The sequence below is a fragment of the Streptosporangium sp. DT93 genome (assembly GCF_049844535.1).
In the GTDB taxonomy this organism is placed as follows: Bacteria; Actinomycetota; Actinomycetes; order Streptosporangiales; family Streptosporangiaceae; genus Streptosporangium.
Map to the genome: position 1 here is coordinate 214242 of NZ_JBNCLF010000002.1, position 18512 is coordinate 232753.

Annotated in this window: 15 protein-coding genes and 1 pseudogene; 6 read left to right on the top strand and 10 right to left on the bottom strand. The window is 74.1% G+C overall.

What is annotated here, in order from left to right; translation table 11 throughout:
* The 3 genes and pseudogenes from ACLQ2R_RS06210 to ACLQ2R_RS06220 all read right to left on the bottom strand — a co-directional run.
* Positions 1 to 794: pseudogene (locus tag ACLQ2R_RS06210) on the bottom strand (hypothetical protein); the annotation flags it as partial.
* Complete coding sequence (locus tag ACLQ2R_RS06215; protein ID WP_425958346.1) at positions 784 to 2001, bottom strand: hypothetical protein; 1218 nt, start codon at positions 1999 to 2001, stop codon at positions 784 to 786. The pseudogene ACLQ2R_RS06210 and the gene ACLQ2R_RS06215, both read right to left, overlap by 11 nt.
* Before the next feature lie 117 nt (positions 2002 to 2118).
* The gene (locus ACLQ2R_RS06220) at positions 2119 to 2955 is read right to left on the bottom strand and encodes a nucleotidyltransferase domain-containing protein (RefSeq protein WP_425958347.1); all 837 of its coding nucleotides are present in this window, start codon (positions 2953 to 2955) and stop codon (positions 2119 to 2121) included.
* A gap of 205 nt (positions 2956 to 3160) precedes the next feature.
* On the opposite strand from ACLQ2R_RS06220, the gene ACLQ2R_RS06225 reads away from it, so the two are divergent.
* Both ACLQ2R_RS06225 and ACLQ2R_RS06230 read left to right on the top strand, forming a co-directional pair.
* Complete coding sequence (locus ACLQ2R_RS06225) at positions 3161 to 4015, top strand: helix-turn-helix domain-containing protein (protein WP_425958348.1); 855 nt, start codon at positions 3161 to 3163, stop codon at positions 4013 to 4015.
* 112 nt (positions 4016 to 4127) lie between these two features.
* The gene (locus ACLQ2R_RS06230) at positions 4128 to 4511 is read left to right on the top strand and encodes a hypothetical protein (RefSeq protein ID WP_425958349.1); all 384 of its coding nucleotides are present in this window, start codon (positions 4128 to 4130) and stop codon (positions 4509 to 4511) included.
* Between the two features lie 24 nt (positions 4512 to 4535).
* On the opposite strand, the gene ACLQ2R_RS06235 is transcribed toward ACLQ2R_RS06230, so the two are convergent.
* On the bottom strand, positions 4536 to 5579 hold the full coding sequence (locus ACLQ2R_RS06235; RefSeq protein ID WP_425958350.1) for a DUF418 domain-containing protein: 1044 nt from the start codon (positions 5577 to 5579) through the stop codon (positions 4536 to 4538).
* 119 nt (positions 5580 to 5698) lie between these two features.
* On the opposite strand from ACLQ2R_RS06235, the gene ACLQ2R_RS06240 reads away from it, so the two are divergent.
* The 4 genes from ACLQ2R_RS06240 to ACLQ2R_RS06255 all read left to right on the top strand — a co-directional run bounded on the left by ACLQ2R_RS06240 (position 5699) and on the right by ACLQ2R_RS06255 (position 9362).
* A complete protein-coding gene (locus ACLQ2R_RS06240) occupies positions 5699 to 6967 on the top strand; it encodes a sensor histidine kinase (RefSeq protein ID WP_425958351.1) in 1269 nt (422 codons plus the stop codon).
* The gene (locus ACLQ2R_RS06245) at positions 6964 to 7620 is read left to right on the top strand and encodes a response regulator (protein ID WP_425958353.1); all 657 of its coding nucleotides are present in this window, start codon (positions 6964 to 6966) and stop codon (positions 7618 to 7620) included. Before ACLQ2R_RS06240 ends, ACLQ2R_RS06245 begins: the two co-directional genes overlap by 4 nt.
* A gap of 275 nt (positions 7621 to 7895) precedes the next feature.
* Positions 7896 to 8543: a response regulator transcription factor gene (locus tag ACLQ2R_RS06250; RefSeq protein ID WP_425958355.1), complete on the top strand. Its 648-nt coding sequence runs from the start codon at positions 7896 to 7898 to the stop codon at positions 8541 to 8543.
* Between the two features lie 267 nt (positions 8544 to 8810).
* Positions 8811 to 9362, top strand: a complete 552-nt coding sequence (locus ACLQ2R_RS06255; RefSeq protein ID WP_425958357.1) for a Pycsar system effector family protein — start codon at positions 8811 to 8813, stop codon at positions 9360 to 9362.
* Between the two features lie 73 nt (positions 9363 to 9435).
* Here the strand turns inward: ACLQ2R_RS06255 and ACLQ2R_RS06260 are convergent, their stop codons facing one another.
* The 6 genes from ACLQ2R_RS06260 to ACLQ2R_RS06285 form a co-directional block, all read right to left on the bottom strand.
* Positions 9436 to 10785 carry a Dyp-type peroxidase gene (locus ACLQ2R_RS06260; protein ID WP_425958358.1) on the bottom strand — a complete coding sequence of 450 codons (1350 nt, stop codon included), beginning with the start codon at positions 10783 to 10785 and terminating at the stop codon, positions 9436 to 9438.
* A 20-nt stretch (positions 10786 to 10805) separates the two neighbouring features.
* On the bottom strand, positions 10806 to 11825 hold the full coding sequence (locus ACLQ2R_RS06265; RefSeq protein WP_425958359.1) for a hypothetical protein: 1020 nt from the start codon (positions 11823 to 11825) through the stop codon (positions 10806 to 10808).
* Positions 11826 to 11898: 73 nt separating this feature from the next.
* Complete coding sequence (locus ACLQ2R_RS06270; RefSeq protein ID WP_425958360.1) at positions 11899 to 12432, bottom strand: hypothetical protein; 534 nt, start codon at positions 12430 to 12432, stop codon at positions 11899 to 11901.
* A 119-nt stretch (positions 12433 to 12551) separates the two neighbouring features.
* On the bottom strand, positions 12552 to 14549 hold the full coding sequence (locus ACLQ2R_RS06275; RefSeq protein ID WP_425958362.1) for a prolyl oligopeptidase family serine peptidase: 1998 nt from the start codon (positions 14547 to 14549) through the stop codon (positions 12552 to 12554).
* A complete protein-coding gene (locus ACLQ2R_RS06280; protein WP_425958363.1) occupies positions 14546 to 16444 on the bottom strand; it encodes an ATP-binding cassette domain-containing protein in 1899 nt (632 codons plus the stop codon). The genes ACLQ2R_RS06275 and ACLQ2R_RS06280 overlap by 4 nt, the downstream gene beginning before the upstream one ends.
* Positions 16445 to 16560: 116 nt before the next feature.
* Positions 16561 to 18369, bottom strand: coding sequence for an ABC transporter ATP-binding protein (locus ACLQ2R_RS06285; protein ID WP_425958364.1), 1809 nt, complete (start codon positions 18367 to 18369; stop codon positions 16561 to 16563).
* Positions 18370 to 18512: the final 143 nt, after the last annotated feature.

The window sequence follows — 18512 nt, forward strand, 5'->3', positions numbered from 1 at the left end:
CCGGGCTCGATCTCCCCGTCACCGGACCTGCCGGGCTCGATCTCCCCGTCACCGGACCTGCCGGGCTCGATCTCCCCGCTACCGGACCCGCCGGGCTCGATCTCCCCGCTACCGGACCCGCCGGGCTCGATCCCGACGCCGCCCGGACCGTCGAGCTCACCACGATCGCTGTTACCGGGATCGCCGTCGTCGAGGGTGCCGCCGGGACGCTCACCGGCAGCGCCTGGCCCGTCGCCGGGGCCGTTCTCTCCGGCGACGGGAAGGGTCGCGGGGCCGCCTCGTCCCTCCGTGCCCGAGGGCAGGCGGCGCATCAGCTCCCGGAGCTGGGCGTGCGACGACGCGGGCCACGAGGCGCACCGGGGGCCGAGCCGCACGAGGCCGCCGGAGACCTCCAGCCAGGCCGAGTCGTGCAGGCGGCGGAGCGCGCCGATCGCCCAGTTGCGCATCAGGTCGTCGCCACGCCCGATCAGCGCCCGGTACGCCGACAGCACGTCGTCCGTCGCGGCCGGGACGCCGGGCCAGGGATCGCGGGACAGGTCGCTCCAGCAGCAGCGCAGGGCCGCGGCCAGCACCCGGCGGGTCTCCCCGGATCGTTCCACCGGGATCGGGGAGACCTGGTACTCCTCCAGGAGCGACGGGGTCGCGCCGTCCGGCCAGACCGGCAGCGCCAGGCCCGTGCCGTCGCCTCGCCCCAGCCGCGCCATCCCCGGCGGAGCGGGCAGCCCGGCGCCGAGCCGGATCGGACCGCCCGCGCGGGCACGGACGTGCGCCACCTCGGGCCGTTCAGCCGGCACCGCCGGTCCTCTCCAGGCTGCCGTGGGAGAGCCAGGTGGGCTCGGCCTCGGGGTCGGCGGTGAGGCCGTCGGACCAGCGCAGCCGGTACGGGGAGTCGGGGCGCAGGTCGGCCGCGACCAGGTCGGCCAGCAGGCGACGGGCCGAGACCCATTCGCCGTCGGCGGTGAGCAACTGCTCCAGCCGGGCCGAGGAACGCCCGGCCAGCGCTGCCTCGGCCACGGCGGTCAGGTGGTCGAGGCCGCCCGGGCCGCGGTCGTGGGTGGCGGCCGGACCGGGGTCGGGCAGGGCCGAACGCGGGGGAGTGGGCTGGGCGGGCGCCGGGCGCGGGCTCTCGTCCACGGCGCGGACGATCGCCGCCGGGTCGTGCCAGGGCGCGGGGGAGTCGAAGACGAAGCCGTCGAGCACCGCGCTCAGACGCTCCTTGCTCGCGGTCTGGGCGAAGGTGCGCCAGGTCTCCGCGGGCAGGAGCGTCAGATTCCTCGTCGTACCGGCCGAGTCGGCCAGGCGCCCGGCGGCGCGGCGCGAGGCGTCGCTGTAGGCGTAGATCGCGGCGCGCAGCTCGGTGCAGGTGCGGTCGAGGTCGGGCCAGCGGGTCAGGATGGTGCCGTGCAGGCTCTGCGCCCGCCGGGTGATCTCCTCGGTGCCCCAGAGCTTGGGCGCCTGCTCGCGCAGCTCCTCGATGGTCCCGCCGGTCAGCGTGATCAGCTCCAGCGCCCAGAGCCGGAAGGCGCGGGAGAGGTTCTGCGCGCTGGTGCGGGCCTCCTCCATCGTCGTGGCGGGATCGGCCACGTTGAGGTCCTCCAGCGCGAGCAGCCGGTGCATCTCCGACTGGCCGCCGTCGTCCATCATCCGGCGGATGAACATCAGCCCCACCACGCTGGTGAACGACGCGCGGTAGCGGAGCTGGTTGGGCTTGGGGAACACCTCGCGGATCGCCCCGAGGCCGCGCAGCACGCGGAGCCGGTTCTCGAACCGGTCGAGCGGGTAGGACCGGCAGGCGTGGCGCATCTGCTCGTGGGTCAGCCACTCCTCGCCGGCCTCGGCGAACGCGGCGAACAGCGTCTCGGCGATGTCGACGAGCGCCGGGTCGTCCACGACCGCGCCGCTGTCGCGGGCGAGCGCCGCGAACATGCGGCGGTAGGTCGAGAGCACGGCCTCCTCGGTGAGGGCCGAGTCGAGCGTGATCTCGTGGTTCGTCTCTGGCACGCGCCCTACCGTAAGGCCTGCGTCCGACAATCCCGACCCGTACGGCGGGACACGCATCCGGGCCCCGCGAGGGACACCCCGCCGGGGCACACGTGTCCGGGGAAGGACGCGCGCCGGTCAGCGGCCGACGGACGCCCGTACCTCCGCCATCAGGCCGGCCGCGTCGGCGACGGTCCGCTCGATCCGCTCCGTCGAGCCGCCGACGTCGGCGAACAGCCCCCGGGCGCGCGCGGCGAAGTCCCTCGGAACCCCCGGCAGCCGCCCGGCCGAGGCCACCATTCCCTTCTCGTTGACCAGCCATCGGCCCGCGTGACCGTGCAGTGCCTGACAGGCGACGCCGACGGCGCGGAACAGGCAACCGGCCGCGTACGCGGGATCGGTGCCGGTCGCCCCGTACCGTGCCAGGCCCACCGAGAAGTCCGCCTCCCAGAGCCCGTTCACCAGGGCGGTTCCCAGCGCCGGCGGGTAGGCCCGCGTGCTCTCGCGCAACTCGGTGAGCTCCCCGCCGGGGTCGGCCAGCACCCGGCAGAGCGCGACCTCGCCGGCGTAGGCGTGGGAGTAGAAGCCCAGCGGGTGCCCGGCCTGCGCCCCGACCTCGTAGCGGCCCTGCCGGCAGTCGGCCCAGACGCGGTGGACCCGGTCCAGGTCGCGGTAGAGCCAGTCGACCCGTCGGCCGCCGATCGTCAGCCAGCCGCCACCGTCCACCCACGGTCCCCAGAGGCCCGGTTCGGTCAGCTCGCTCCCCTCACCGGCCTCCCGTACGGCCAGCGCGCGCAGCGCCGCCATGTCCGGGGCGCCCCGGTAGTACAGCCCCAGGTCGGTGTCGGAGTCGGGGCGGTGGGTGCCACGGGCCCGGCTGCCCCCGAGCGTCACCGCGACGATGCCGGGGATCTCCACCAGCCGCCGCGCGATCGATTCCATCGTCATCTCGTCCACGACGAGCCATTCGACCACACCCGCGCCGCCTGCCCGTCCTCTCCGACGTTCCCGGCTTTCCTCGCGGTCGCCCCGGACCCGGACCCGGACAAGGGCCTGGACAGGGACAGGCGCCGCGAGCTGCGACAGCGCAACGATTCGCAATTTTCGCGACAAGGTGGAACAAGCGGCATACGGTCGGAATGCCGGAAAGACCGGCCCCCGCGGTGACGAGGTGACGGAGATGGCGACCTCCACGGCACGCATCGACGAGGCGAAGGGCATCCTCGCGGCCCGGCTCAGGTCGCTCCGCGCCGGCGCCGGGCTGACCGGGAGGGCGCTGGCGGCGAAGACCGGCCTGGACCACACCAAGATCTCCAAGATCGAGAACGCGGTCCAGATGCCCAACCAGGCCGACATCAGGACGTGGTGCGAGGCCTGCGACGCGGACGAGCAGGTGGTCGACCTCATCGCCGCCGCCCAGAACATCGAGGCCATGTACACCGAGTGGCGCCGCCTGGAGGAGAGCGGTCTCGGCCACGTCCAGCGCTCCTTCCAGCTCCTCTACGAGCGCACGCGCCAGTTCCGCGTCTGGCAGCACTCCGCCGTCCCCGGCCTGCTGCAGACCGAGGACTACGCCAGGGGACACCTGCGCACCGTCATCGACTTCCGCGGCATCCCCGACGACATCGACGCCGCCGTGGCGGCCAGGCTGCGGCAGCAGGAGGTCCTGCGCGAGGGCGGCAGGAGGTTCGCGTTCGTCGTCGGGGAGCAGGCGCTCCGCACCCCGCTGGTCGGCCCGGAGGAGATGGCCGGGCAGCTCGACCGGCTGGCGGAGCTGACCTCGGGCGTCGCCAACGTGTCCTTCGGGATCGTCCCGGCGACGGTCAGGCCGCCGCTCATGCCGCCGGAGAACTTCTGGATCTACGACACCGACCGGGTCCGCATCGACACCGTGCCGGGACAGATCCAGCACAGGACCCCGGGCGACGTGGCCGTGTACGAGAAGGCGTTCCAGGCGCTGAGCGGCGTCGCCGCGTACGGGCGGCAGGCGCGGGACATGCTGCGGAGAGCGGCGGAGGCGTTTCGCGCGCGGTGAGCGACGGGGCGTTTCGCGCGCGGTGAGCGACGGGGCGTTTCGCGCGCGGTGAACGCGCAACATCGCGCAACATCGTTGAGCCGGGTGCCGGGCGGTCCCTACCCTTTCCCGCGTGACCGTTGATCACAGCCCTTCCGGAGACCTCGTGCCCCACCCGGCCGAACTCCGGGCCGGCGAACTGGCGGCCCTGCTGGCCCGGGCCCACAACATCCCGGCGGACGTGCATCGTCTGCCCTCGGGGGAGCGGGTCGTCTCCGTGTACTACGGGCTCGTCGTCCGCCTCGACCACGCCTGCCGTTTCTGGTGGATCGTCCCTGCCTCCGTCGGCCGGAAGAGGCCGCTGTGGACGAGCGCCGCCACCCCGGTCGTGGCGGCGAGCCGGATCGCCGGTCACTACCGCGAACTGCGCGCCCGCCCGCCGGGTCATCTGATCCGTGGCGGTTACCTGCAGACGGACGTCCTCCTGGACCACCACGCCGCCGCCTCCCCGATCTGACCCGGCCCCGAACCGGCCTCCGTCCTACCCTCCCGCTGCGCGGCGCAGGGGCGGGCGGCGGGCCCAGGTGGCCCAGCGCCAGAGCCACTCGAGCGGCCCCTGGCGGTACCGGCGCAGCCAGAGGACCGACAGCGGCCACTGGACGCAGAGGACGGCGGCGGCGATCAGGTACACCGTCGCCGGTGACCAGTCGTGCGGTGCGCCGAGGACCTGGCGGACCCCCAGGACCAGGACCGTGGCGGTCAGGTAGTTGGTCAGCGCCATCCGGCCCAGCGGCGCGAGGACGGTCGTCAGCGCCGTCCGCAGCGGCGTCCTGAGCAGCACCAGCAGGACGCACACGTACACCCCCGCGACCAGCGCCCCGGCCGTGTACATCCAGAAGTTGACGTACCGGTCGTCCACGCCGCCGGTCAGCGTGGTCTGCGCCCACAGCGCGGGCGCCGCGGCCGCCGCGAAGGCCAAGCCGAGCAGGAGCGGCACCCGGGTGGAGTGCTCCAACCGGTCGACCACCCCGTACCGGACCAGCGACGAGCCCAGCAGGAACAGCCCGGCGACCAGCACGGTCCTGTCACCGCCGAGCGCCAGCGCCGTCGTGACGAGCGCGGCGGCCAGGCCGGCCACGGCCGGGCGCGGCAGCCAGGTCGAGGGAAGCAGCACCAGCAGGCCGACGACGGCGTAGACGGTCAGGATGTCACCCTGCCACAGCAGCAGGAAGTGCGCCAGGCCGATCGCGAGCAGCGTGAGGAGCCGGCGCAGCAGGAGCAGCCTCGGGCGGGCGACGCGGTCCGTGACCGAGACCAGCAGCAGCGAGAACCCGATCCCGAACAGCAGGGAGAAGATCGGGAAGAAGCGCTGGTCGACGAGCATGCCCATGACCTGCGCCACGCCGTCGTGCGCCTCCCGCGCGTCCACCGGTGAACGGCGCAGGACGACCTCGCCGGCGTTGGCGATCGGCCTGACGTTGGCCACCAGGATCCCGCACAGGGCGAACCCGCGCAGCACGTCGAGGGCGACGATCCGCGCGCGACCCCCGGGCGGGGCGGGGAAAGGTCGATCTTCGTATGACATGCGCTCATCCTGCGGACCCGGCCCGCTGCCCGGTACCGGCCGGAGGCAGGGCCCGCGCCGCCCGCGACGGTACTTTCGGCCGGTACGGCGCGCGTACCGGAACGTCTAGCCTGAGCGGCGTGAAGGTGTGGTGCCGACCCGCCGGGCGGCCATGGAGCCGGGCCGACGCCGGGCGGGCCTGGGACGCGGCCGACGCCGGGCTCGGTGTCCTGTTCGCGGCGACGCTCGCCTTCTGGGCGTACCGGGTCGCGGTGAGCTGGGGCGGTGCCCACTGGTGGTTCGGCTGCGCCGCCGGGGCGGTGGTCTGCGCGATCGCCCTGCTACGCCGCCGCGACCGGGCACGGGCGGCGGTCGCGGGCCTGACCGTCGCCGGGGTCGCCGTCCTGGTCGCCCGGCTCGCGGAGGTGCCCGCCGAGCCCGGGCCCGCGATGGCCCTGGCGCTGTCCGTGCTCACCGGCTCCGCGCTCAGGACGCTCCCGGCGCCGCGCGCCGCCGCCGTCGCGGCCGGAGGGCTCGCGGTCGTCGCCGGCACCTGGCCGGCCGTCCCGCCGGCCTCCGGGCTCCCGCCCGTGACGTGGCTGAACGCCACGGCGTTGCTCGCCGGTCTCGCCGCCGGGCTGTGCTCGCGGCTGTTCGAGGCCCGCCACCGGGCGGCCGTCGCGCGGGTGCGCCGCGACGAGCGGCTGACGCTGGCCAGGGAGCTGCACGACGTCGTGGCCCACCACGTCACCGGCATCGTGCTCCAGGCCCAGGCCGCGCGGCTCGCCGCCCGCAGGCGGACGGAGAGGCCGGAGGGCCCCTTCGCGGAGATCGAGACCGCCGGTTCCGACGCGCTGGCCGCGGTGCGGCGCGTCGTCGGCCTGCTGGGCGACGACGGTGACGCGCCTTCCGCCGAGGCCGGCCCCGAACGCCTCGCCGAGCTGGTCGAACGCTTCGGCGGCCGGGGACGCAAGGAACGCGGGGAACGCCAGGAACGCCAGGAACGCCAGGAACACGGAGGACGCCAGGAACACGGAGGACGCCAGGAACACGGGGGGCACGGCCCTGCGGTGCGCCTGCACTCCCTCGCCGACGAGGCGGCGTGGCCCCCGGAGGTGGCCTTCACCGTCCACCGGATCGTCCAGGAGGCGCTGACCAACGTCTCGCGCCACGCCCGGCGGGCCCGGTCGGTCACGGTCCGCGTCACCCAGGACCACGGGTCCGTCGTCGTCGAGGTCGTCGACGACGCCCCACCGGCCCCCGCCGGGTACCGGCGCGGCGGGTACGGCCTGATCGGGATGCGCGAACGCCTGGAGGCCCTCGGCGGCACGCTCCGCGCGGGCCCGCGCCCGGGAGCCGGCTGGTCGGTGCTCGCCACCCTGCCCGTCCCCGAGCGGGAGCGCCGATGACGATCCGGGTGCTGCTGGCCGACGACCAGTCGATGATCCGCCGTGGCCTGCGGCTCATCCTGGAGGACCAGCCCGACATCAGCGTGGTCGCCGAGGCCGCCGACGGCGCCGAGGCGGTCGCCCTGGCCCGGCGGCTGCGCCCGGACGTGTGCCTCGTGGACGTCCGCATGCCACGCCTCAACGGCATCGAGGTCACCCGCCTCCTGGCCGGTCCCGGCGTCGCGGACCCGCTCCGGGTGGTCGTGGTCACCACCTTCGACCTCGACGAGTACGTCCACGACGCGCTGCGCGGCGGGGCGGTCGGTTTCGTCCTGAAGGATGCCGGTCCCGTCCTGCTCGTCGAGGCCGTCCGGGCGGCGAACGCGGGCGACGCCCTGGTCTCGCCGTCGGTCACCCTGCGGCTGCTGCGCCGGCTCACGGCCGCCGCGGCGCCGTCGGCCCCCCGGCCCGCACGCCCCCTCTCCGACCGGGAGGCGGAGGTGGTACGCGCCATCGCCAGGGGCCGTAGCAACCAGGAGATCGCCGCCGAGCTGTTCATCTCGCTGAGCACGGTCAAAGGCCACATCTCCGGCATCATGGCCAAGCTCGGGGTGCGCAACCGGGTCGGGATCGCCGCCTGGGCCTGGGAGAACCGCACGCCGGACGGCATCTGACGCCCCGGGCACCCCGCGGGTGCCCACTCCCGCGGAATCGGCCGTCCGAAAAAAACCCCGAAAGATGATAAATCTGGAAATTGTGGTTCGTATGAGAGGGGCGGTTCTGGAATTTAATTCTTTTTTCGCGCGAAGACGCTTTTTGACCTGCGACGATCCCACTTCTATATCGCCAGATCCGTGCTTAACTCGGACTTGCGGTAATCACCCGACTTCCGGAGGGTAGGGATCCCCGGATTGAGCGAGACCTCACCGTGAAACAGGGGAGACCATTCATGATCAGTGTCCTGATCGCCGAGGACATGCATCTCGTCCGGGGGGCCATGGCGGCCTTGCTCTCCATGGAGAGCGACATCAAGGTCGTCGGCGAGACGGGTCACGGCGACGAGGTGGTCCGCTCCTGCATGGAACTCCGGCCGGACGTCGCGCTCATCGACATCGGGCTCCCCGGCACCGACGGTCTCACCGCCACGGCACAACTGCGCCGCAGGCTCCCCGAGTGCGCGACGGTGATCCTGACCGGGCTCGCGACCCCGGCCGCGCTCTGCCGGGCCCTGGACGTCGGGGCCCGCGGCTTCGTGGTCAAGGACACCCCGGCCGACCAGCTCGCCGGCTGCGTGCGCCGGGTGGCGGCGGGGGAACAGGTGGTCGACCCCGAGCTGGCCGTCGCCGCCCTGCACGCCAAGCGCAACCCGCTCACCGCGCGCGAGCTGGAGGTCCTGGGGGCCGCCGCCGAGGGGGCGCCGGTGGGCGAGATCGCCGACCGGCTCTGCCTGTCCGGCGGCACCGTACGCAACTACCTGGCGCGGATCCTCACCAAGGTCGGCGCCCGCACCCGCGTCGAGGCCGTCAGGATCGCCAGGCAGGCGGGCTGGCTCTGGTCCGACGACCCGGCCGAGCTGGGCGTGATCCGCTACCGGTGACGGGACCGGTCTCACCCGCCGTGATCCGGCCCGTTCGAAGACCTTCCGCGCCGAGGAGGCCGTACCCAGTGGCCGGCACCGCGACGGGGTACAGGTACTCCATGGGGCACCTGCAACGATCGCCGATCACGGGCCGGGCCCGCCGGATCGTCGAAGGCGTGACCTGGCGCCAGGTCCTCTGCCGATGAGACATCGGCTGCCTCGACGTCCACCGGCCGCCGGTCGCCGCTTCGGCCCGCGGCCCCGGCGAAAAAGGACCCGCCCACCATGACGAACCACGACCCGGCCGCCCACGGCGCCGATTCAACGGACGACGGCAGCGCACGACATGTGCCCATGTCCCCGATCCTGCGGGAGCGGCTCGACGCCGCCACCACCGCGGCCCGCGCCGAGCTGATCAGCGTCGGCGAGAAGAGAGCCGGCCTGCTGCTGTCGTGGGCGGGCGTCGCCTACGGCGTGATGGTCACCCTCATCCTGACCGGCCCGGCCCGCTTCCCGGGAATCGGGCGCTTCGGCGTCATCCTGGCGCTGATCCTGCTGTCGACGGCCGTCCTGCTGATCCTGGTCACCATCCGCCCCCTGCCCGCCGCACGCAGCGGAACGCGCGTCCTGGCCTACGCCGACGAGTCCACGCCCGAATCGCTGATCGAGCGGATGAACGCCGAGATCGACGACTACGAGCTGTTCCTGGCCACCGACGCCCTGCGGATGACCCGGGTGGCGCGCGTCAAGAACCGCAATCTGCGCCTGGCGGTCGACCTGATCATCATGGGGATCACGATCATGTCGATCACGGTCTTCCTGGAGCGCCTGCTCTGACCTCGCGGGGCCCGACGGTCCCCGAACGGGCCGTCCCGCGTGCCGCCGTCCGGCACTTCGGCGGCGTCGCGCGTCAGTCCGCGAGGTCGCCGAGCCAGCGCAGGGCGCTCAGCGAGGGCAGGAAGCAGTACTCGCCGCCGCGCGTGACGACGAAGTGCGGCAGCCCCAGCAGGCGTCGCCGCAGTGGCCTGCGAGGAATGGTGAAGTCATCGGAGCCGTCTCCGGAACCGATGACGGGGTCCCTGGCGTCGCCCGCGCCGAAGAAGACACCGTCGTTCATCCACTCGGACTGAACGAACTCGAACTGCCGCCCGAGATGCGCGCCGATGAAGGCGAACATCAGCCCGCGCTCGGCCCCGTCGTCCTCCAGGACGCCTTCGGGCAGCGGCGGGCCGTAGACGGTACCGCGCCTGATCATCCGGTGCAGCCGCACCACGCCCGCCACCGCCGCGTCGCGGGGGTTGCCCCGGCGGATGTGGCAGCCGCCCGGGGTGACGAACCCCGCCGGGTCGTCCTGCCGGTAGAGGAAACTGTTGCGGTAGGGGGCGGCGTTCAGGGCGGGATCGTCGCGTTCCGGACTGAGCGCCAGGGGAGCGCCGCTGCGCCAACGGCCCATGATCTTCGCCGCCAGCAGTTCCTCGTCCACCGGATCGACGGCGTTGTCCCTCAGATAGCCGCGAAAGGCGGCGACGCGCTGGTGGAGTTTGCGGAAGGCCGCGTAGCTGCCGTTGCGTCCCAGCACTTCGGGCTGGAGGGTCTGGACGCCGCCGAGCTCGTCGGGGTAGCCGAGCACGAACTCCCCGGCCCTGAGCGGCTCCTCCAGCGTGTTGGATCCGGCGACACCGCTGCCCTCGACGGCCGGATGGCTGATGCCGTCGCGATAGCCGAAGGGCTCGGTCTCGCCGGGCAGCGCGTGGCAGTCCTGCCGCCAGATCGCTCTCACGCCGGACAGGGCACGGCAGGCCGGACGGGCGCGGTCGACGGCCGCCTCCAGGTGCACGCCGTCGGGCGCCAAGGCCACCAGCACCACGTGGACGCCGGGCGTGCCCAGTGGCGCCTCCCACTTCTCCGGGGCGCTGTCGCCGACGTCGCCCAGCGCCCCGGCCCGTGCGGCCATGCCCTGGCGAAACTCCCAGGCGAAGGTCTGCAGCGACTCCGGCGGCACGCCCAGCGCCACCAGGCCGGAACAGGTGAGCCCGACGCTGACCCAGGTCTCGCCCAGCGGGCCGACGGTGTCGGCGGCCGAGGTGACCACCGTGCCAAGTCGCCGTATCAGCTCACGCCCCTGGTCGCGGTCGTCGATGCGGAACAGGATGTAGGTCGCCGCGTACGGGCTCGGCCGGGGGCTGAGCACCCCGCGCTGGATGTCGTCGAGTTCGAGCTCGACAGGGGTGCGCCCGGTACGGGTGTGATCGTTCACCACCGTTTCCCCTCCCTGCTGCGTCACGTGGCTGAGACGATGTTGTTCCAGAAGGCGCGCAGGCTCTCGTCGACGCCGAACAGCGCGCTGAAGATCGTGGTGTCGGCGAAGATCACATCCCCGGCCCGGTCCCCGCCGGGGGGCATCCACAGGAACATGTTGAACTCGGTGTTGCCGGCCTCGGTGAAGGGGTGCGGCGGCCGGGACAGGTCGATCGGCTGCCGTCCCAGCACGTGGACGACGTCGGTCTCGTCGGTGGTCACGGCGTAGTGCGGCAGGTGCATGTGGAAGTTGAGGCTGGAAACCCCGTCCAGCCACCCCTTGGTGTCCAGATCCCTGGCGATGGTCAGCGGGGCGCTTCTGTTCCCGTCCGCCACCGCGGGCCGCAGGCCGTAGCGGTTCTCCACCGGTATCCCCAGGCCCGCCATCAGCGATCGGGTGTACCTGCCGAAGCGCTGCCGGCGGGGGACCAGGGCGTCACCGTGGTGGTCGTACTCCGCCTGGCGCACCGCCAGGTCGTCCGAGGTGCCGACGTCGTGGTGCGGCCCCAGGGCCAGGCAGGTCCCCTCCCGGGAGAGGAAGTCGCGCACCGCCTCGATCTCGCCGGGGGTGGCGTCCTGACCGGTGATCATGTGGTCCAGCCCCCACACGAACAGGGTGTCGGTGTCGGCCAGCACCCGCTCGTCCAGGGGGGTGAGGAAACCGGCCTGGTCGACGCGCTGGTAGAGGGGCACCGGGTGTCCGGTGCTCTCCTCGGCGAACTGCTGGAAGGGCAGCCAGCCCCAGAAGAACAGCTCCAGCCCGCCCGAGATGCCCTGCTGGAACCGCATCGGATCAGACCATTTCGGGTCCTCGTACGCCGGCCAGGTCACCCGCCGGACCTCGGTCATCGTGGAGAAACGGTCGTCGAGCTCGGCCACGTTCCTGCCCGCCTCGGCCGGATAACTCCAGGCGACGTAGATGCTCAACCGCCGCCGGCCGGGCGTGAAGGGACGCGGGGTGTGGTTCCGGTTGTAGGTGCGTGCGGTCTTCGGCTCGCTCATCTCGTCTCCGATCGACGGTGGGGCCAGGGGTGGCGGAGCGTCCTCACCACGGCTGTGGCCGTTCCCGCGGCTCTCACTGCAGCTGGTCGAGCATCTCCGACAGGGCGCTCTTGATCTTCAACGCCTTCTTGATCTCGTCGGCGGTGACGTACGGGTACTCCCCGTACTCGATGAAGCTCGGACACTGGTGCTCGCGGACGAACCTGACGAAGGCCTCGGGATTGGTCCTCCAGTCCTCGGGGAAGCCTTCGAGGTTCTCGAACGCCGTGCTCACCCCCGCCTGGGTGAACAGCGCGACGGCGTCCTCGGTGTACTTGTCGAAGTCGGTGTCGAAGATCCCCTGGTACATGAAGCGCCTGTCGTCGTCGAAGAGCACCCAGCGCAGGTAGTGCAGTTTCAGGGGCGCCAGGAGATGCGGGTCGCCCTCCAGCGCCCTGGCCAGCGTGTGACCGTGCTCCCTGATCGTCTCGGCCCGCCCCGGCTTGACGTCGGCGATGACGGTGAACCCGTAACACGCCGGAGTCCTGGGGAAGACGGGGCCGTACCTGCCCTGTTCGAGCTGGTCGGTCTCCTTGGGGATGACGACCGCCTGGGGCGTGATCTCCATACCTGTTCCCCTTTCACCAGGTCAGGGGGGAACAGACAGAACCTGTCCGACCACAGAATCATCCCATATCGCGACGCGGGCAGACAGGGCGCCCCGGAGAGGCCGCGGGCGACGGGTCCTCACCCGCCGATCTCCAGGCCCGTTTGGGCGGCGAGGAAGGCGAGCATGTCGGCCGCCAGGCCGATCGCGCGGTCCGCCGAGCGGGAGGCGTGGCCGACGCCGTCCTCGTGGCGCAGCAGGATCGGCCGCGTGCCCGACGTGGCCCACTGCAGTGCCGCGCACATCTTGCGCGCGTGCAACGGGTCAACGCGGGAGTCGCCGCCGAAGGTCGTCAGCAGCGTCGCCGGGTAGTCGACGCCCTTCGTGACCCGGTGGTAGGGGGAGTAGCCCAGCAGCCGGCCGAGCTGCTCGGGGTCGTCGGCCGAGCCGTACTCCGAGCGCCACGCCGGCCCCAGCCCCGAGTGCTCGTAGCGGACCATGTCGAGCAGCGGCGCCGAGCAGACGGCCGCGGCGAACAGCTCGGGGCGCTGCGTCAGCGCGGCGCCCACCAGCAGCCCGCCGTTGGACTCGCCGCACGCGCCCAGCAGTGCCGGGGTGGTCCAGCCGTCCGCGACGAGCTTCTCGGCCGCCGCCGCGAAGTCGTCGAAGACGTTCTGCTTGCGCTCCAGCATGCCGTCGCGGTGCCAGTCCGCGCCCTCCTCGCCGCCGCCGCGCACCTGGGCCAGGGCGAACACCCCGCCGGCCTCCACCCAGGGCAGGACGTAGCTGGAGTACGAGGGCGTGAGCGAGGCCCCGAACCCGCCGTAGCCGTACAGGATCGCCGGCCGGGGGCCGGAGCCGGGGCGGGCCAGCACGACCATCCGGACCCGCGTGCCGTCGGAGGAGGAGAAGACCACCTGACGGCTCTCCAGCTCGGGCACCTCCAGGGCGCCGGGCGCGGCCTCCCACAGCGACGTTCGCCCGGTACGGGTGTCGTGGCGGTGCACGCTCACCGGCGTGACGCTGTCGGTGTAGGTGAACCAGACCTCGTGGCCGCCCTCGGGGCGGGTCGTCAGCCCGCGGACCGAGCCGAGACCGGGCAGCGGCACCTCCCCGCGCCGTTCCCCGGTCGCCAGGTCGTGGACGCCGATCTCGCCGACCGCGTGCCGGGTGCGGGAGACGAGGAGCACCGGCCCGGCGATCGCGAACTCGCCGATCACCGCCTCGGGGTCCTCGCCGACCAGCTCCGACCAGTGCTCGGGGTCCGGCCGCGCGGGGTCGGCCACGCACAGGCGTCCCCGGGGCGCGTCCAGCGTGGTGAGCAGGTACAGGCGGCCGTCGCGGCCGACGGCGGGCAGCGTCGCCACGCCCGCGTCCCGCTGGATGACCCTCAGGTCGGGGGAGTCGGGGGAGGAGGCCGACAGGTCGGCCAGCCACAGGTCGTTGCCGCCGCCCGCGGACGGCGCGGCGATCGTCAGCCAGCGCCCCTCGTGGTCGAGCCCGAGGCCGTACGAGCGCTCCTCGCCCATGACGACGGCGTCGTCGCCGGCCGGGGTGCCGAGCCGGTGCAGGCGGACCTGCCGGGAGCGGACGTAGTAGAAGGACTTCCCGTCGGGCAGCCACGCCACGGGCGCGTACCGGCACCGGTCGATCGGGCCGTCCACCGTCCGCCGGGTGGCGACGTCCATGACCCGCAGTTCCGAGCGCTCGTCCCCGTTCCTGGACAGCTGGTAGGCCAGCAGCCTGCCGTCCAGGCTCGGCTGCCAGTGGTCGAGCGTGGTCAGCCCGCTCGGGTCGAGCGCCGCCGGGTCGACCAGCGCCTCCTCCGTCCCGCCGGGACCGGCGAGGTAGAGGACCGCGTGCCGTTGCTCGGCCGTACGGCGCAGGAAGAAGCGGCTCTCGCCGCGCCAGGCCGGCGTGCCGGCGGACCCGGCGCCGGTCAGCGCCGCCACCCGCGAACGCCACAGGTCACGGCCGGGCAGCTCCTCGGCGTGGGCGCGCCACAGCTCCTCCTGGGCGGCCGACCAGCTCCGCGTCTCCGGATCGGCGGGGTCCTCCAGCCACCGGTACGGGTCGGGCACGGCGTGTCCGTGCAGGTGGTCGACGACCGGGCGCCGTTCGGCGGGAGGGTGGATCATCGGGTTCCTCCGGTGGGGAGACCGTCGTGGAGACCGTGGGCCGGGGGGCCGGCCGGGAGAGGGGGCGGGCCTGCCGGAACCACCGGAAGGACCGGGGACGCCGGGGAGATCGGGGACGCCGGATTCGGATGAACCGGGGACCCGGGGGAGGCCGGATCCGGATGGGCAGGAGAGGCCGGGAAGGCCGGATGGACCGGAGACGCCGACGAGGCGGGGGACGACGGGTCCCACCGGCCGGCCAGGTCGGCGTAGAGCGGCGAGGCGGCCAGCATCTCCCCGTGGGTGCCCGCCAGCACGCTGGTGCCGTCCATGACGACGATCCGCCGGGCGCGCAGCGCCGAGGTCAGCCGATGGGCGATGACGACGAGCGTGCCTCCCCGCCGGGCGAACGCCTCCTCGGCGCGGGACTCGGCCGCCGGGTCCAGATGGCACGTCGCCTCGTCGAGGACGACCAGCCGGGCCGGGGCCAGGTAGGCGCGGGCCAGGGCGACGAGCTGGCGTTCTGCCGGGGAGAGCAGATCGGGGCGGACCTCGGCGGACAGGCCGCCCAGCCGCGCCACCAGGCCGGTCAGGCCGACCTCGGCCACCGCCTCGCCGACCGCCTCCGGCGGGACGTCCCCGGCCAGGTAGACGAGGTTCTCCAGCAGGGACCCGCGGAAGACGTAGGCCTCCTGGGGGATCAGCACCCGGCCGGCGGGGTCGAGCCGGTCGGCCGGCACCCCGCACACCGTGATCCGGCCGGAGGAGGGCCGCAGCAGCCCGGTCAGCAGCGCGGCGAGCGTGGACTTGCCGATGCCGCTGGGGCCCACGACGGCGACGTGGTCGCCCTCGGCCACCGACAGGTCCAGGCCGTCGATCACCGGTTCGGCGTGCGGCCCGTAGGCGAACGTCACGCCGCGCAGCTCGGCCCCGCCGTCCCGGGTGGCGGGGCCGACCCGGGAGCCCGCCCGCGCGGGCGGGTCGCCGTCGCGCAGCAGCCGGCCGAGCGCCACCCGCAGCCGGACCCCGTTGATCCCCAGCCCCTCCACGAGGTTGCCGAGCGCGGGCGCCAGCGACTGCGTGACGTAGGCCAGGGCGCCCAGGATCACCCCGGCCCCCGCGCCCTCGGAGATCAGCCAGGGGGTGCCGGCCAGGATCAGCAGGATCGGCAGCCGGCCGCCCACCGCCAGCGCCACCGTGCGCATCGCCGTCACCCGGGCCAGCGACCGGGCCGCGCGGGCCTGCCCGGCGACATGGAGGCCCACCTCGTCGGCCGTCCGCGGCTCGGCGCGGCAGGCGGTGATGTCCCGCAGCCCGCCCACCATGCCGGCCAGCGCCGTGGAGGTGCGCTCGTCGGCCAGGATGAAGTCCCGCTGCCGCCTGGCCAGTGCGCGCAGCGACAGCAGGAAGACCACGAGGCCCGCGGCGAACGGCGGCAGCACCAGCACCAGTACCTGCGGGACGAGGGCCGCCAGTCCCAGCGCCACGCTCACCACGGTGAACGCGAACGACCTGACCACCGTGATGACCGAGGCGAACGCGTCGCGGGCCAGCTCGACCTGGAGGTTGGAGCGCGCCACCGCCCCGGCTCCGGGTCCCCGGCCGGAGGCGGCCGAGTGGCGCAGCGCGTCGTCCACGACGTGCGCGAGCAGTTCCTCGCGGAACGGCTCCACGATCGCGGCGACGGTCAGGACGACCTGCCGGGCGCCGACCGCGGCCAGCAGCCACGCGCCGCCGAGCAGGGCCAGCCAGGCGAACCCGGTCCCGGGCCGCCCCGCGCCGAACCCGTCGTCGATGGCCCGCGCGATGGCCAGGCCGATGACCAGCGAGGGCGCCGTCTCCGCGACCGACCACCCCGCCAGCCTGACCAGCTGGTACGGGTCCCGGCGCAGCGCCCGCCGCAGGGGCCGGTTCACGAGGTCTCCGCCTCTCGCGAAGCCGTCGCCTGTCACGGGTCCGTCGCCTTTCACCGAGCCTCCCCCCACCGAGCCTCCCCCCACCGAGCCTCCTCCCGCCACGGGGCCCTCGCCGGTCACGGGGCCTCCGCCTGGAAGACGGCGCGGTAGGCCGGGTCGGCCCACAGGACGCGATGGTCGGCGCAGGCGCGTACCCGGCCGTCGTCCACCCAGATCACCCGGTCGGCCGCCGCCGCGGTCGCCACCCGGTGGGTCACGATCAGCCGTGTCCGGTCGCGCAGCTCCCCGGAGAGCGCCCGCGCGACCTGGCGCTCGGTGACGGTGTCCAGGCTGGAGGTGGCGTCGTCCAGGACGAGCAGGCGCCGCCCCTGCGCGAAGGCGCGGGCCAGGCCGAGCCGCTGCCGCTCCCCGCCGGACATGGGCGCCTCCTCCAGCGGGGTGTCGTACCCCAGCGGGAGCCGCTGGACGAAGGCGTCGGCCCGTGCCGCCCGCGCCGCCGCCCGCACGACCTCGTCCCGTCCGGAGGCGTCCCGGGAAGCGTGCCGCGGACCGCGACCGGTGTCCGGGGGAGGGACGGAGGCGGGACCGTGCCCGGAGCCGGAAGGAGAGGAGAGGCCGGAGCCGGGGCCGGAACCGGCGGGAGGGGCGTCGGTGCCCAGGGCGATGGCGCCGCCCACGGTCCCGCCGAGCAGTGCCGGGCGCTCGAAGGCGTACCCCACGGCCGCGCGCAGCGCCTCGTGGGAGAGCTCGGGCAGCGGGACGCCGTCCAGGCGGACCGTACCCCGGTCCGGGTCCGTCAGGCGCCCGGCGACCGCGGCGAGCAGCGACTTGCCGGCGCCGGAGCGGCCGACCACGGCCACCGCCTGCCCGCCGGGAACGACGAGGTCCACGCCGCGCAGGCCGCCCGCGTCGACGCCGTGGAACTCCAGCGTGCCGGGGCCGGGGGGCAGCGTCCGGGTGCCGTGGGCGCGGGGCGCCTCGGTGAGCAGTTCGCCCACCCTGGCGGCGGCGGCGCGCGCCCTGGCCAGGCGGCCGACGTGGCCCAGCGCCGAGCCAAGGCCCGCGCCGAGCACGACGTAGCGGGCGGCGGCGTACAGCTCCCCGGCCGACAGGTCCCCGGCGGCCAGGCGCAGCCCGCCCACCCCGAGGACGGCGACCTCCAGCAGCGGGACCACGGCCCCGGCCTGCACGCCGGCCCGCGCGTTGATCCGCCACATCTCCATGGCGTGCCTGCGCAGCAGGGGCAGGGAGGTCAGCACCCGCGCCCGCTCCTGGTCGGCGGTGCCGGCGGCGGCGATCGTACGGGCCCCGGCCAGGGCGTCGACCAGGCGGGCGGCGATGTCGCCCTGCGCCGCCTGGTACTCGGCCGCCACCGTGGTGCTCGCGCCGAGGAAGGCGCGCAGGACGAGCGCGATGAGGACGAGCCCGGAGACCAGCGTCACGGTCAGCAGGGGATCGATGAGGGTGAGGGCCACGACGGCGCCCGCGGTGGGGATGACCAGCGCGACCGCGGTGACGACCGCCTCCGGGGCGCGTCCGATCTCCTCGGTGTTCAGGCCCATCCTGGTCACCAGCTCCCCCTCGGGGAACCGGCGGGTCGTCACCGGCCCGGCGCCGAGGACGGCGCGCACCACACGGGTCTTGAGCCAGGCCGACGCGCGCGCGCCGCTCGATCCCGAGGCCCACACCTCAAGGGCGTCGCAGACCACGCCCGCCGCCACGACGGCGACGCAGACGCCGAGCCAGGTCGCCGCGCCGCCGGTCGCTCCCGGCGCGCCGGCCACCAGCTCGTCGACCGTCCTGCCCAGCACCAGCGGGAGCGCGAGCTGGGCGAACGCCCCCAGGACGGAGACGACCGCGAGCACGGCCAGCCAGGGTCCGCCCCGCCGCACGGTCTCCGCCACCAGCCGGTCCGCTGCCCGCACGGGTCCTCCTTCCGGGAACGAGTGTGCCCGGGGCGGCCGCCGTCGCTGGCCGTCCCGGGCACCGGATCTCACTAGTGGCAGAGCACGACGCTCAGGTTGCTGGGCTTGCCGGACTCGCAGCCCAGGACCGTGAGGGTGCTGCC

Excerpts from the sequence above, each read along its gene's own strand:
- ACLQ2R_RS06225 (WP_425958348.1), top strand. The coding sequence starts at position 3,161 with ATGGCGACCTCCACGGCACGCATCGACGAGGCGAAGGGCATCCTCGCG.
- ACLQ2R_RS06235 (WP_425958350.1), bottom strand. The coding sequence starts at position 5,579 with ATGTCATACGAAGATCGACCTTTCCCCGCCCCGCCCGGGGGTCGCGCG.
- ACLQ2R_RS06245 (WP_425958353.1), top strand. The coding sequence starts at position 6,964 with ATGACGATCCGGGTGCTGCTGGCCGACGACCAGTCGATGATCCGCCGT.
- ACLQ2R_RS06250 (WP_425958355.1), top strand. The coding sequence starts at position 7,896 with ATGATCAGTGTCCTGATCGCCGAGGACATGCATCTCGTCCGGGGGGCC.
- ACLQ2R_RS06255 (WP_425958357.1), top strand. The coding sequence starts at position 8,811 with ATGACGAACCACGACCCGGCCGCCCACGGCGCCGATTCAACGGACGAC.
- ACLQ2R_RS06265 (WP_425958359.1), bottom strand. The coding sequence starts at position 11,825 with ATGAGCGAGCCGAAGACCGCACGCACCTACAACCGGAACCACACCCCG.
- ACLQ2R_RS06270 (WP_425958360.1), bottom strand. The coding sequence starts at position 12,432 with ATGGAGATCACGCCCCAGGCGGTCGTCATCCCCAAGGAGACCGACCAG.
- ACLQ2R_RS06275 (WP_425958362.1), bottom strand. The coding sequence starts at position 14,549 with ATGATCCACCCTCCCGCCGAACGGCGCCCGGTCGTCGACCACCTGCAC.